Source organism: Rhizobacter sp. P2_G4, from assembly GCF_056403575.1.
The window spans coordinates 265,011-277,581 of record NZ_JBFUFG010000005.1; the positions used below are offsets into that span (position 1 = coordinate 265,011).

Annotated in this window: 9 protein-coding genes; 1 reads left to right on the forward strand and 8 read right to left on the reverse strand. The window is 66.4% G+C overall.

The features are described 5' to 3' along the window. Positions 1-67: 67 nt before the first annotated feature. The 4 genes from AC1DYS_RS20125 to AC1DYS_RS20140 form a co-directional block, all read right to left on the reverse strand. Positions 68-1,294 (reverse strand): ABC transporter substrate-binding protein, encoded by a 1,227-nt coding sequence (locus AC1DYS_RS20125; RefSeq protein ID WP_477902391.1) that lies wholly within the window; start codon positions 1,292-1,294, stop codon positions 68-70. 61 nt (positions 1,295-1,355) lie between these two features. Beyond that, positions 1,356-2,732 carry a GH1 family beta-glucosidase gene (locus AC1DYS_RS20130; RefSeq protein ID WP_477902393.1) on the reverse strand — a complete coding sequence of 459 codons (1,377 nt, stop codon included), beginning with the start codon at positions 2,730-2,732 and terminating at the stop codon, positions 1,356-1,358. Positions 2,733-2,916: 184 nt separating this feature from the next. Continuing rightward, positions 2,917-3,585, reverse strand: coding sequence for a hypothetical protein (locus tag AC1DYS_RS20135; protein ID WP_477902395.1), 669 nt, complete (start codon positions 3,583-3,585; stop codon positions 2,917-2,919). A gap of 16 nt (positions 3,586-3,601) precedes the next feature. After that, on the reverse strand, positions 3,602-4,378 hold the full coding sequence (locus AC1DYS_RS20140) for a hypothetical protein (protein ID WP_477902397.1): 777 nt from the start codon (positions 4,376-4,378) through the stop codon (positions 3,602-3,604). A gap of 188 nt (positions 4,379-4,566) precedes the next feature. Between AC1DYS_RS20140 and AC1DYS_RS20145 the strand changes: the two genes are divergently transcribed. Then, positions 4,567-5,511: a caspase family protein gene (locus tag AC1DYS_RS20145; protein ID WP_477902399.1), complete on the forward strand. Its 945-nt coding sequence runs from the start codon at positions 4,567-4,569 to the stop codon at positions 5,509-5,511. Between the two features lie 9 nt (positions 5,512-5,520). On the opposite strand, the gene AC1DYS_RS20150 is transcribed toward AC1DYS_RS20145, so the two are convergent. The 4 genes from AC1DYS_RS20150 to AC1DYS_RS20165 form a co-directional block, all read right to left on the reverse strand. Continuing rightward, positions 5,521-6,216 carry a hypothetical protein gene (locus tag AC1DYS_RS20150; RefSeq protein WP_477902401.1) on the reverse strand — a complete coding sequence of 232 codons (696 nt, stop codon included), beginning with the start codon at positions 6,214-6,216 and terminating at the stop codon, positions 5,521-5,523. Between the two features lie 170 nt (positions 6,217-6,386). After that, a complete protein-coding gene (locus AC1DYS_RS20155) occupies positions 6,387-7,856 on the reverse strand; it encodes an efflux transporter outer membrane subunit (RefSeq protein WP_477902403.1) in 1,470 nt (489 codons plus the stop codon). A 15-nt stretch (positions 7,857-7,871) separates the two neighbouring features. After that, complete coding sequence (locus AC1DYS_RS20160; RefSeq protein WP_477902405.1) at positions 7,872-11,132, reverse strand: efflux RND transporter permease subunit; 3,261 nt, start codon at positions 11,130-11,132, stop codon at positions 7,872-7,874. A gap of 159 nt (positions 11,133-11,291) precedes the next feature. After that, entirely contained in the window at positions 11,292-12,515 is a 1,224-nt protein-coding gene (locus AC1DYS_RS20165; protein WP_477902407.1) for an efflux RND transporter periplasmic adaptor subunit, read from the reverse strand. Positions 12,516-12,571 lie beyond the last annotated feature (56 nt).

The following is a 12,571-nucleotide window of genomic DNA, read 5'->3' on the forward strand; positions in this document are numbered from 1 at the left end:
AGCCTGAGCGGGTGACGAAAAGCGCGAGCCGAAACGCATGTCGACGGCTCGCGCATGCCGGGCGAACTCAGCCCTTCACTGCGCCTTGCAAGGCCTTGATCGCGTCGTCCACCGACTGGTTGCCGTTCCAGAACTTGGTGATCACGTCTTGCACGGCGCCGACCATGTCGGGCGTCATCAGCGCATCGGGGTTGGCGATCTGGCGCGACGGGTCCTTCATGGCCTGCACGCCGGCTTGGGCGCAGATGTCCATTTTGCTGCTGTCGATGTCGGTGCGAACCGGGATCGACCCCTTCTTGTTGTTGAACGCGACCTGTGTCACCGGCGAGGTGAACACCGTGGCCAGCTTGTGCTGCGCTTCGATGGCCGCCTTGTCGGTAGTCTTCGGGAACACGAACACGTCGCCTGCAACCATGTACGGCGCGTTGGCACCGAAGCCGGCGAAGCAGCCGTATTCCTTGCCGGCCGTCTGTTTGGCGCCGGCGAATTCGCCCTTGGCCCAGTCGCCCATGATCTGGAAGCCGGCCTTGCCGCTGATGACCATCGCGGTGGCGTCGTTCCAGTTGCGGCCCGGCGAGCCGGCGTCGACGTAGTTGTGCAGCTTCTTCAACGCGGTCAGCGTCTTGCGCATGCCTTCACTGTTGATGCTGGCGGCGTCATGGTCGCGGAAGAACTTGAGGTACGCATCCTTGCCGCCCACGTGCAGCAGCACGCTGTAGAAGGTGATCCATTCCTGCCAGCTCTGGCCGCCCAGGGCCAGCGGCACCAGGCCGGCGGCCTTGAGCTTGTCGAGCGCGGCGAAGAACTCGTCCATGCTCTTCGGCTCGCCCGTCACGCCGGCTTTTTGCAGTGCGGACTTGGAGTACCAGAACCACGACGGGTTGTGGATGTTGACCGGCACGGCGTAGTAGTGGCCCTTGACCTTGATCGCGTCGACGATGGGCTTGGGCATCCACTTGTCCCAGCCTTCTTTCGCGGCCACCGCGTCGATGTCGTTCAGCTGGCCCTCGGCGATCACGTCGTGGTACTGCTTGGAGGTGTTGAACTGCGCTGCGGTGGGCGGGTTGCCGCCGGCGATACGGTTGATGGCGGCGGCACGTGCGTTGTCGGCACCGGCCACGGCTTCGTCGACCCAGGTGCCGCCGGCCTTGGTGTAGGCGTCGGCAAGTTCCTTGACGGCGGCCGATTCACCGCCCGACGTCCACCAGTGGATCACGTTGGCCTTCTGGGCGTGTGCTGTGCTGGCGGCCAGCAGGGCAGCGGCCAGGGCGAGTTGCTTGAGTGTGAATTGCATGTCGTGGTCTCCGGTTGGTGGGCTCTGGGCCCTTCTTTGAAATGGATATGAATGCGCCGCGTCAGCCTGCGGCGCGTGCCTTGAGGAACTCGGTGAATGACTTGGCGCTCTGCTTGAGCGTGCGTTGTTGGGTCTCGTAGTCCACGTGCACGATGCCGAAGCGGCGCTCGTAGCCGAAGGCCCACTCGAAGTTGTCGATCAGCGACCAGACGAAATAGCCGCGCACGTCCACGCCCTTGTCCATCGCACCCGATATCGCCGCGAAGTGGCGATTCAGGAACGAGATGCGCTGGGCGTCGTCGACGGTGCCGTTCACGACCTTGTCGTCGGACGCCATGCCGTTCTCGGTGATGTAGATCGGCGGCAGGTTCGGGTAGCGCGACTTGAAATCGACCAGCAGGTCTTGCAATCCCTGCGGGTGAACTTCCCAGCCCATCTGCGTGCGCTCCACGCCTTCCAGCGGCACGTCGACGAAGCCGTGCTTGCCGTCGCTGCGCAGGTTGAGGTGGAAGTAGTAGTTGATGCCGAGGAAATCGAGCTTGCCGCGGATGACGTCCATGTCGCCGGGCAGCACCAGCGGCTCGGTGCCGGGCCACAGCTTGAACAGGTCCTTCGGGTACTCGCGCTTGAGCAGCGGGCCGAGCACCCAGTCGTTGTGCTGCAGTTCGTAGAGGCGTGCGGCCTCGCGGTCGGCCGGCGTGTCGCGGTCGGTCGTGCCGCGGCCGATGTTGGCCACCAGCCCGCGCATGGCACCGGGGTCGTTGGCCTCCAGCGCCTGCAGCGCCAGGCCGTGGCCCAGCAACAGGTGGTGCATGGCCTGCGTGGCGAAGCGCGGGTCGGTGCGGCCCGGCGCATGGTGGCCGTTGCCGTAGCCGAGGTAGGCAGAGCACCACGGCTCGTTCAGCGTGCACCAGGCCTTCACGCGGCCCTTGAACTCACGGCTCATCAGGTCGGCGTAGTCGGCAAAGCGGTAGGCGGTGTCGCGGTTGAGCCAGCCGCCGCGGTCTTCGAGGTGCTGCGGCAGGTCCCAGTGGTAGAGGGTCACGAAGCGCTCGATGCCCTTGGCTTCGAGGCCGTCGAACAGGCGCTTGTAGAAGTCCAGGCCTTTGGTGTTGGGCTTGCCGTGCTCGTCCATCACACGTGGCCAGGCGGTCGACAGGCGGTAGGCGTCGACGCCCAACTGGGCCATGAGGTCGACGTCTTCCGGCCAGCGGCGGTAGTGGTCGCAGGCAAACTCGCCGGTGTCGCCGTTGAGCACCTTGCCGGGGATGGCCGAGAAGGTGTCCCAGATCGACGGCAGGCGGCCGTCGGCATGGATGGCGCCTTCGATCTGGTACGACGCCGTGGCCACGCCCCAGGTGAAATCTTTGGAAGCCATCCGCGAGTTGGCGGGTGGGGCCAGACGTGATGTCGAAGCTGTGGAATCGGGGGCTGCCATCAGGGCGTTCCTTGCTGGATTCAGAGAAAGTGGAATCGTTTCCACTTGGGATGTGGATTACAGCAGCGTCGACGTCAGCCGACATGAGGAAGAACCCGGGGGGTGGTTACAGACCAGGAACGAAACAGGGGCAAAGCCCCCGACGTTTCGCGGGCAATGCGGCGCGTTGCGCGCCGCGAACGGCTCAGCCTGCCGAGCCGGACAGCGGTTCGGTCGGAGGCGCCTTGGGTGTGTCGGCCGCAACCGGTTTGCGCCTGCCGCCGGTGTTGCCGAGGCTGCGCCACACGGCGATGGCCACCACGAAGAGCGCGGTCGTCATCAGGAACGTGAGTGCCATGTAGTAGCGAACGAAGAGCCCGATCACGCGCGACTGCGCCGCTTCGCTCCACAGCACTTCGCGACCCTCCACCGACACGGGGCCGCCGTACTGGCTGACAGCGGTCGCCACGTCCATGCCGTCTGCGCGCTTCCTTCCAGCGTCGTGGTACGGCGCGCTGACGTACGGTTTCTGCTCGATGCCCGGCGCCGTGGCCGGCGGATAGAAGTACACGCGGTCACGCACCAGGTCGCTGAAGCGCAGGTACACGAACATCGAGGCCACGAGGCAGACGACACCCACGCCGGCCCACAGGTACTGAGATGTTTTCGTCAGCCGGGCGCGGATCACCAGCACCAGCGCGAGCAGAACGACGAGCGTGCCGAAGGCCACCACGTTGACGGCCTGCGCGGCGCCTTCCACCACCGGCATCAAATCCTTCAACACCGAGTTGAAGAGGCCGAAGATCGTGGTGATCACCGCGGCCGCCGACACGAGCACGGCCGACAACTCTGCAAAGGTGGATGAACGTGCCATGGTGTCTGCTCCTTCGTCAGGGTTTCACGATGTCGCCGGGCGCATTGAACCGAAGCGCCAGCTCGGGTGCGTTGTCGGGTGCGATGTGCAGCAATGCAAACGCGATGGGCTGGCGCTCGAACACGCGCTTGGCCATGGCCTCGTACATCCTGTCGGGGCCGACCCACACGCGCATCTCGCCTTGCGGCACCGTCCCTCGCGACGGGCTGGTTGGCTCCTCGAAGGAGAAGGCCTGCAGCCACTCGCGAATGGTGTCGATGCCGAAGTATTCGGGCCGGTCGAGCACGCCGCTCGGCAGCACATACACGCGCAGCCGCGGCGGCTCCGGCTGGCCGGCCGGCGCCTTCACCGTCACGACCACCTTGCGGTAGCCGAAGGGCGGCTGGCCCGACGTGAGCTTTGCTCGCAGCGTCCGCACCGGGGCCACCGCAGTGCGCAGCTCGGCGACCGAGCCGGCCGAGATTGGCTGCAGCGACCGGGTGGAGAGCACCTCCGCCTTGTCGTTCGCTTGCGCGAGGTAGTACTTCGACAGTGCCAAGTCGCGCGCACTCAGAGTGCTGGCGCGGCGCTCGACCAGCTGTGCCGTCGTGTCGATGTCGGACACCAGCGCGCGGTGCCGGTTGATGTCGGCCGGGCGCTCGTACGCGCTGGCAGGCAGCTCGGCCGTGCGCTGCCTGGCGTGCTGAGCGGCTTCGACCTGCGGCTTCACGCTGCGGCCCGTGACGGTCGATGGAACCTGCGCCCAGGCACCAGCCGCTGACAGTGCGACGACGGCACAGAGGAGAAGACGCATGGCGGGGGCTCCAACAGATGGACCGAAACAGGGCGTTGTTCCGGTGCCTTGCGGATGGTGCGCAAGCTGGCGGCAGATGCCATCCCTAGAACGTTGGACGAGCCATGGGCATGCCGCTCGGGGCAGCAGATTGAGCACTCCGTCGTTCACATGCATGATGGCAGCCGACACCGCCTCGGACCGACCGCATGGGACACGTACTGCTCGACTGGCCGGCACGCCGCCACGAACCTCGACTGACATCGCGCTGGATAGCGCGACTGGGTTTGACAGCGGCCTTGTGCACCGCGCTGCTGACGGGCTGTGCTTCCGGGCCGGTCGGTGCCCCGCCGAAGCTCGCGCTGGTGATCGGGAACGGTGCCTACGAGAACGTCGTGCCGCTGAAGAACCCGGTGAACGACGCCGCTGACATGTGCGCCGCGCTCGAGAGAGTCGGCTTCAAGACGCTCTGCTTCACCAATGTGCGCGACCGCGCGGAGTTCGATGCCCACGTCAAGGAGTACGTTGGCCAGCTCGGGCCCAACTCGGTGGGCGTCTTCTACTACTCGGGCCACGGCGTGCAGGCAGGCAACACGAACTACCTGATCCCGACACAGGTGCAGATCAAATCGGCAGCCGAGAACCCGACGCGTTCTCTCTACGACGTCGACGACCTGTTCGATCGGCTGGGAAAGAAGAAGACGAAGTTCCAGCTCGTGATCCTCGACGCCTGCCGTGCCGACCTCTTTTCGCCACCCCCGCGCCAGGCTTCCCGCGCACGCGCCGGCGCGGCGGCGTCACGCTCGGTCCTCGTGAGGGCGCTCGAAGACGTGGCGGGTGCGAGCAACGGTCTGCAGCCGATCAAGGACGCGCCACCCGGCACCATGGTTCTCTACGCCACGGCGTCGAAAGACGTTGCCTTCGACGGAGAAGGGCGCAACGGCCCGCTGACCAAGCACATCCTGCAGCACGTCGGCACGCGCGGCATCTACGTCGAAGAATTCTTCAAGCGGGTGACGCTCGGTGTGGAGCAGGAGACGTTGCAGAAATTCCGCAAGCGGCAGACGCCGTTCATCTACGGCTCGTTCAGCGGCAGGTTCTGCTTTGCGGGCTGCCCGGGCGACAACGATGTTCCGGTGCCGCCCGCGTACTGAGGCTGCGGATCAGAACGTGGCCACGAAACCCAAGGTCAAGCCCTGTGTGAGGTCGCGCCCGTCCTGGCCTTCGATCGCGTCTTTCGTGCTGAGAACCTGGGTGCGGTAGCCGGCGGTGAAGGTCAGCGCCTTCGTGACGCTGGGTGTCGCCAAGGTGTAGGCCACCCCCAGCTCGCTGAGCCGGTAGTTGGCGTCTCCGAAGATGACGTTGCTGCCGCTCGTCACCTTCAGGCGGCCGAGGCCGAATGCGCCGTACAGCGAGAAGTCGCGTCCGAGCGGCGCCGTGGCGCTGACGCCTGCCACCGGGCCGGCCAACTCGTAGATGTTGGTCGTGTCCCTCTGCTGCAGCTTCTTGTAGCCGAGCGTGAGCGCCACGGTGGGCATGACGTAATAGCCGAGGTTGAGGTCGAACTCCTTGCGCGTGCCGGTGCTGCCATCGATGAACTCATGGTCGGTCGACGGGTACATGCTGACCGAGCCGAGAAAGTCGCGGTAGCGAACGCTCAGCTGGGGAATCAGCACGAACTTGTCGCGGGCCGGTGACTGCGTGACCACCCGCTCCCCGGCGGCGTTGGTGTCGTAGCTGAAGGTGTCCCACTGCGTGTTCCAGCCTTTGAGGCCTACCGACACGTTGAACCCCGATTCCTGTGCCTGCACCAACCCTGCCCCGCACAGCGCGCCTGCAATGAGCCAGTTCTTCGTCATGTCCGCTTCTCCGGTGAGTTGCCGGCGGGCTGCCGCGCGAGCCACACCATAGCGGGTCTTCATCGGCGCGCAAAGCAACATCGCGTTTCATGCACGCATCAAGAAAAAAGCCTCCGAGACTTTCGCATCGGAGGCACCAAAAACAAGCCCTCTTCAGGCCTGCTGCAGGATCAGCCGGGCTTCGTGCCCGGGGTGGTTTCGGTGGAGGCCGCGCGGGCGGGCGCTTCCCACCCGCCGCCGAGCGCGCGGATCAAGCCGACCGTGGCCTGGTACTGCGCCGAGCGCACTTGCACTGCTTGCCGCTGGTTGGCGAGCTCGCTGCGGCGTGCATCGAGCAGCTCCAACTGGCTCACATAGCCGTTGCGGTAGCGAGAGGTCGACAGCAGCGTGGCGCGACCTGCCCATTCGACGGCCTGGGCCTGCGCCTTGGCCTGGTCGGAGAGCAGGCTCAGCGCGGAGAGCTGGTCTTCGACATCGCGGAAGGCCACGAGCACCTGCTCGCGGTAGCCGGCCGCGGCTGCGTCCCACTGCGCGGTGGCGTTCTGGATGCCGGCGTCACGCCGGCCACCGTCGAACACCGGCAGCGACAGCAGCGCACCCACGCCCCAGGCACGTGCGGACCACTTGAACAAATCGCTCAACTCTGACGACGCGAAGCCGCCCGAGGCAGTGAGCGAGAGGTCGGGGAACCATGCGGCGCGAGCGACGCCCACGCGCGTTTGCGCGGCCTGCATGGTGCGCTGCGCGGCGGCCACGTCGGGTCGGCGCGCGAGCACCGTGCTGGGCACGCCGGCGGGGATCTGCGGCAAGGCGCCGTTCCACTCCAGCTCGGCCAGCGCGAAGCCGCTCGGCAGCTCGCCGAGCAGCGTGGCGAGGGCGTGCTCATACTGCGCGCGGGTGCGGTCGAGGGCCAGGGCCTGCGATTCGGTGGAGGCCACCTCGGTGCGCACACGGGCGAGGTCGAGCTCGCCCACGTCACCGGCCTGGTAGCGGCGCTCGGTCAGGCGCAGCGTGTCGCGGTAGGCGGTGACCGACTGGCGCACCAGCGCGCGTTCGGCGTCGAGTGCGCGCAGCACGAAGTAGGTTTGCGCGACGTCAGACTGCACGAGCAGCCGCGTGCTCTGCATCAGCGCTTCGCGTGCCTGGAAGTCGAGCTTGGCGGCGTCACCGGCCTTGGCGATGCGGCCGAACAGATCGGTTTCCCACGAGACGCTGGCGCCGGCGTTGAATGCATTCGCTGGCTGGCCGGTGCCGCCGCCGCTGACCGGCGCGAGCTGGCGTGCCGCGCCGGCGCTCACACCGACTTGCGGGATGCGATCGGCATTGGTCTCACGCACGAGGGCCCGCGCTTGTGCGAGTCGCGCTCCGGCGAGCTGGATGCTGGTGTTGTTGCGGTCGGCACGCACCACCAGGTCGTCGAGAACCGGGTCGGCGAAGGCCTTCCACCACTCGCCGCGGGCTTGCGCCTCGGCGGGCGGCAACGCAGCCCAACGGCCGTCGATGCCCTTGAACGCGGCCGGTGCGGCCGGTGGTGCAGTCGGCTCGAAGGCCGGGCCGCTCGCACAGCCTGCGAGCACCAGCGCGGCGAGTAGCGGGGCGAGGGCCCAGCGTGTTGTCGACGTCATGAGTTTCTTGTTCATGTCATGTGTCCTTGTTCATTCGTGGCGGCTGATCGGCGAACCCGGCTGCGGGCGCAGCGTGTGGGCGGCACCGCCACCGTGTGCGGGCGTCGTGATGGGCGCTTCGACGTGCGATGCGTCCGGCACTTCGCCGTGTTGCTTCAGCGGGCGGTTGCCTGTCAGGCGGCGCAGCAGCACGTAGAACACCGGCGTGAGGAAGATGCCGAAGGCGGTGACGCCAATCATGCCGAAGAACACCGCAATGCCCATCGCATGGCGCATCTCGGCACCGGCTCCGCTGGCGAGCACCAGTGGCAGCACACCCATCACGAAGGCCATCGAGGTCATCAGGATCGGACGCAGGCGCAGGCGGCTCGCCTCGATGGCAGCTTGCACCGGAGTGCGGCCGGCGAACTCCAGCTCCCGTGCGAACTCCACGATCAGGATCGCGTTCTTCGCACTCAGCCCCACCAGCACCATCAATCCGATCTGCGTGAAGACGTTGTTGTCACCTTTGCTGAGCCACACGCCGGTCATCGCGGCGAGCAGGCCCATCGGCACGATCATCAAGATCGCGAGCGGCAGCGTGAGGCTCTCGTACTGCGCGGCCAGCACCAGGAACACCAGCAGGATCGCGATCGGGAAGATCCAGATCGCCGAGTTGCCGGCCAGGATCTCCTGGTAGGTGAGGTCGGTCCACTCGTAGGTCACGCCGGCCGGCAGCGTTTCGGCGGCGATGCGCTTGATCGCGTCCTGCGCCTGCCCCGACGAATAGCCGGGTGCTGCGCCGCCGTTGATGTCGGCGGTGAGAAAGCCGTTGTAGCGCATGGCGCGCTCGGGCCCGAAGGTCGGCGTGACCTTCATCACCGACGACAGCGGGACCATCTCGCCGCTGACGGAACGCACCTTCAGTGCGCCGACGTCTTCGGCGCGTGCGCGGTAGGCCGCATCGGCCTGCACCCGCACGGAGTACGTGCGGCCGAACTTGTTGAAGTCGTTCGCGTACAGGCTGCCCAGGTAGATCTGCATCGTGTCGAAGATGTCGGTCACCGGCACACCGAGCTGGCGCGCCTTGGTGCGGTCGATGTCGGCATACAGCTGCGGCACGTTGACCTGCCAGCTCGAGAACATGCCGGCCAGTTCAGGCGTTTGATAAGCCTTGGCCATGAAGGCCTTGACCGCGTCGTCCAGCCCCTTGATGCCGAGCGAGCCACGGTCTTCGAGCTGCAGCTTGAAGCCACCGGTCGTGCCCAGACCCTGTACCGGCGGCGGCGGGAACATCACGACGAACGCTTCCTGGATCGCACCGAACTTTTGGTTCAGCTGGGCCGCGATTGCGCCGGCGCTCTGGTCAGCGCCCTTGCGCTGGTCGAACGGCGTCAGCGAGACGAACACGATGCCGGAGTTGGAGCTGTTGGTGAAGCCGTTGATCGACAGGCCCGGGAACTGGATCGCGTGCTCGATGCCGGGTTGCTTCATCGCGATGTCGCCCATGCGGCGGATCACCGCTTCAGTGCGGTCCAGCGTTGCGCCATCGGGCAACTGCGCGAAGCCGATCAGGTACTGCTTGTCTTGCGGCGGCACGAAACCACTCGGCACGATCTTGAACAGGCCGACCGTGGCGGCCGCAAGCAGCAGGTACACCGCCATCATCACCGCCTTGCGCGAGATGGCCTTGGTGACACCACCGCTGTAGGCATTGGCACCGCGGTTGAAGAGGCGGTTGAAGCCGCGGAAGAAGCCGCCGAACACGCGGTCCATGCCGCGCGTCAGCGCATCCTTGGGGGCATCGTGGCCCTTGAGCAGCAGCGCGGCGAGAGCGGGCGACAGCGTCAGCGAGTTGATGGCCGAGATCACCGTCGAGATCGCGATGGTCAGCGAGAACTGCTTGTAGAACTGGCCCGTCAAACCGCTGATGAAGGCCAGCGGCACGAACACGGCGACGAGCACCAGCGCGATAGCGATGATCGGGCCCGACACCTCGCGCATCGCGCGGTAGGTGGCGTCGCGCGGACTCAGCCCCGCCTCGATGTTGCGCTCCACGTTCTCGACCACCACGATCGCGTCGTCGACCACGATGCCGATGGCGAGCACCAGCCCGAAGAGGCTCAGTGCGTTGATCGAGAAGCCGAACAAATGCATCACCGCGAAGGTGCCAACCACGGCCACCGGCACAGCCAGCAGCGGGATGATCGATGCGCGCCAGGTCTGCAGGAACAAGATCACCACCAGCACCACGAGCGCGATGGCTTCGAGCAGCGTGTGCACCACCGATTCGATCGAGGCACGCACGAACTGCGTCGGGTCGTAGACGATTTCGTAGGTCACGCCGTCCGGCATCGACTTCTTCAGCTCGGCCATGGTCTCGCGCACGCCGTTGCTGATTGCGATGGCGTTCGAGCCGGGTGCCGCGAAGACGGGCACCGCGACCGCATCCTTGTTGTCGAGCAGCGAACGCAGCGAGTAGTCGGCAGCGCCGAGCTCCAGGCGGGCGATGTCGCGCAGCCGCGTGACGGCACCGTCGGTGCCGGTCTTCACGATGATGTCCCCGAACTCTTCTTCGTTCTGCAGGCGGCCTTGGGCGTTGATCGACAGTTGTACGTCCACGCCGTTCAGGCCCGGTGATGCACCGACGATGCCGGCCGCGGCCTGCACGTTCTGCCCGCGGATGGCGGCCACCACGTCGCTCGCCGAGAGGCCGCGCTGCGCGACCTTCTGCGGGTCGAGCCAGACGCGCATCGAGTAGTCACCCGAGCCGAACAGCAGCACGTCGCCCACGCCTTCGACGCGCGCCAGGCGGTCTTTGACGTTGAGCACCGCGTAGTTGCGCAGGTAGGTCATGTCGTAGCGGCCGTTGGGCGACAGCAAGTGCACGACCATCGTCAGGTCGACCGAGCTCTTGATGGTGACGATGCCGAGCCGCTTTACCTCTTCAGGCAAGCGGGCCTCCGCGCGGCCGACACGGTTCTGCACCATCTGCTGGGCCTTGTCGGGGTCGGTGCCGAGCTTGAAGGTGACGGTCAGCGTCATCAGGCCGTCGGTGGTCGCCTGGCTGCTCATGTAGAGCATGTTCTCGACGCCGTTGATGGCCTCTTCGAGCGGCGTGGCGACTGTTTCGGCGATCACCTGCGGGTTGGCGCCGGGGTACTGTGCGCGCACGACGATCGAGGGTGGCACGACGTCGGGGTATTCCGAGATCGGCAGCCCGCGCACCGCGATCAGGCCGCCGAGGAAGATCAGCAGCGAGAGCACGCCGGCGAAGATCGGCCGGTCGATGAAGAATTTAGAAAAGTTCATGGGGGTCTTTCTTGTGTCTGGCTTTCGCCGTCCTGCAAGCACACCGCCCCGCTCAGGCTGAGGTATCGAAGCCGCGCACGATGAGCGCGGGAGTAGGGCTTCGATACCTCAGCCCGATCGGACTGAGGTGCGCCACGGCCTGTATCTAGTGGGTGGAACTCAGGACTTGGTGCCCGGCGTACGGGCCGCCTCGGCCGCCTTCAGGTCCATGTCGACCGCCTGTGGTGCCACGAGCGCACCGGGGCGAACACGTTGCAACCCGTTGACGACCACGCGCTCCTGCGGCTTCAGGCCGGTGGTGACGATGCGCAGGCCGTTGACGTGCGCGCCGAGCGTGATCTCGCGGTAGGCGGCGGTGTTGTCCGGCCCGACGACCATCACGAACTTTTTGTTCTGGTCGGTACCGACAGCGCGCTCGTTGATCAACAGGGCCGACGAGTTCTTCACCTGGCCCATGCGCAGCTTGGCAAATTGGCCGGGGATCAGGGTGCCGTCCTTGTTGTCGAACACGGCGCGCACGCGCACCGTGCCGCTCTTCGCGTCGACCTGGTTGTCGACCAGCTGCAAGTGGCCGACGAACGGTGTGTCGAGCGTGGCGGCCGTGCCCATCTGAACCGGAATGCGCTCGAGTTGCGCACGGGCGCTGGAGCCGCTCGGCAGGCTTTGCAGTGCACGCGCGACGATCTGCTCGTCGGCATCGAAGCTCGCGTAGATCGGGCTCACCGACACCAGTGTCGTCAGCACCGGGGCGCCGGGGCCGGCGGCCACCAGATTGCCGGTGGTGATCTCGAGCTTGCCGACGCGGCCGGCGACCGGCGCACGCACTTGGGTGTAGCCGAGGCTCAGCTGCGCGGTCTGCCAGGCGGCTTGGGCGGCGCGCAGATTGGCGTCTGCTTCGCGGTAGGCGTTGTTGCGCTCGTCGAACTCGCGTTGAGCGATGGCGTGCTCGTCGAACAGGCGCTTGGCGCGTTCGTATTCGCTCTTGGTGTAGGTGGTGCGGGCTTGCGCTGCGACGACTTGCGCCTCGGCACGTTCCACCTCGGCGGCGTAGGGGGCCGGGTCGATGGTGATGAGCAGCTCACCTTTGGAAACCAGCGCGCCTTCGCGGAAGTGCACCGACTGTACGGTGCCGGCAACGCGCGATCGGATGTCGACGCGTTCGACGGCTTCGAGCCGGCCGGAGAACTCGTCCCAGGTCGCGACCTCGCTTTGCACCACGGTTGCCACCGACACCGGCGTGGCCTGCGGGGCCGAGGACGTGGTGGCTTCGGCTGGTGCGGTGCGCAGCATGAAGATGGCGGTGACAACGGCGCTCAGCGCCGTCAGCGCGGTGCCGGCGGCCCAGAGGCGGCGGGCGCGGGGTTGGGTTTTCGGTTGCGACATGGTGGATCCTCGGGTGTGGGTCAAAGTTTTTGGCAAAGCAGCGGCTGGCCTCGCGG

Excerpts from the sequence above, each read along its gene's own strand:
- AC1DYS_RS20145 (WP_477902399.1), top strand. The coding sequence starts at position 4,567 with ATGGGACACGTACTGCTCGACTGGCCGGCACGCCGCCACGAACCTCGA.
- AC1DYS_RS20130 (WP_477902393.1), bottom strand. The coding sequence starts at position 2,732 with ATGGCAGCCCCCGATTCCACAGCTTCGACATCACGTCTGGCCCCACCC.
- AC1DYS_RS20140 (WP_477902397.1), bottom strand. The coding sequence starts at position 4,378 with ATGCGTCTTCTCCTCTGTGCCGTCGTCGCACTGTCAGCGGCTGGTGCC.
- AC1DYS_RS20135 (WP_477902395.1), bottom strand. The coding sequence starts at position 3,585 with ATGGCACGTTCATCCACCTTTGCAGAGTTGTCGGCCGTGCTCGTGTCG.
- AC1DYS_RS20150 (WP_477902401.1), bottom strand. The coding sequence starts at position 6,216 with ATGACGAAGAACTGGCTCATTGCAGGCGCGCTGTGCGGGGCAGGGTTG.
- AC1DYS_RS20165 (WP_477902407.1), bottom strand. The coding sequence starts at position 12,515 with ATGTCGCAACCGAAAACCCAACCCCGCGCCCGCCGCCTCTGGGCCGCC.
- AC1DYS_RS20125 (WP_477902391.1), bottom strand. The coding sequence starts at position 1,294 with ATGCAATTCACACTCAAGCAACTCGCCCTGGCCGCTGCCCTGCTGGCC.
- AC1DYS_RS20155 (WP_477902403.1), bottom strand. The coding sequence starts at position 7,856 with ATGAACAAGAAACTCATGACGTCGACAACACGCTGGGCCCTCGCCCCG.
- AC1DYS_RS20160 (WP_477902405.1), bottom strand. The coding sequence starts at position 11,132 with ATGAACTTTTCTAAATTCTTCATCGACCGGCCGATCTTCGCCGGCGTG.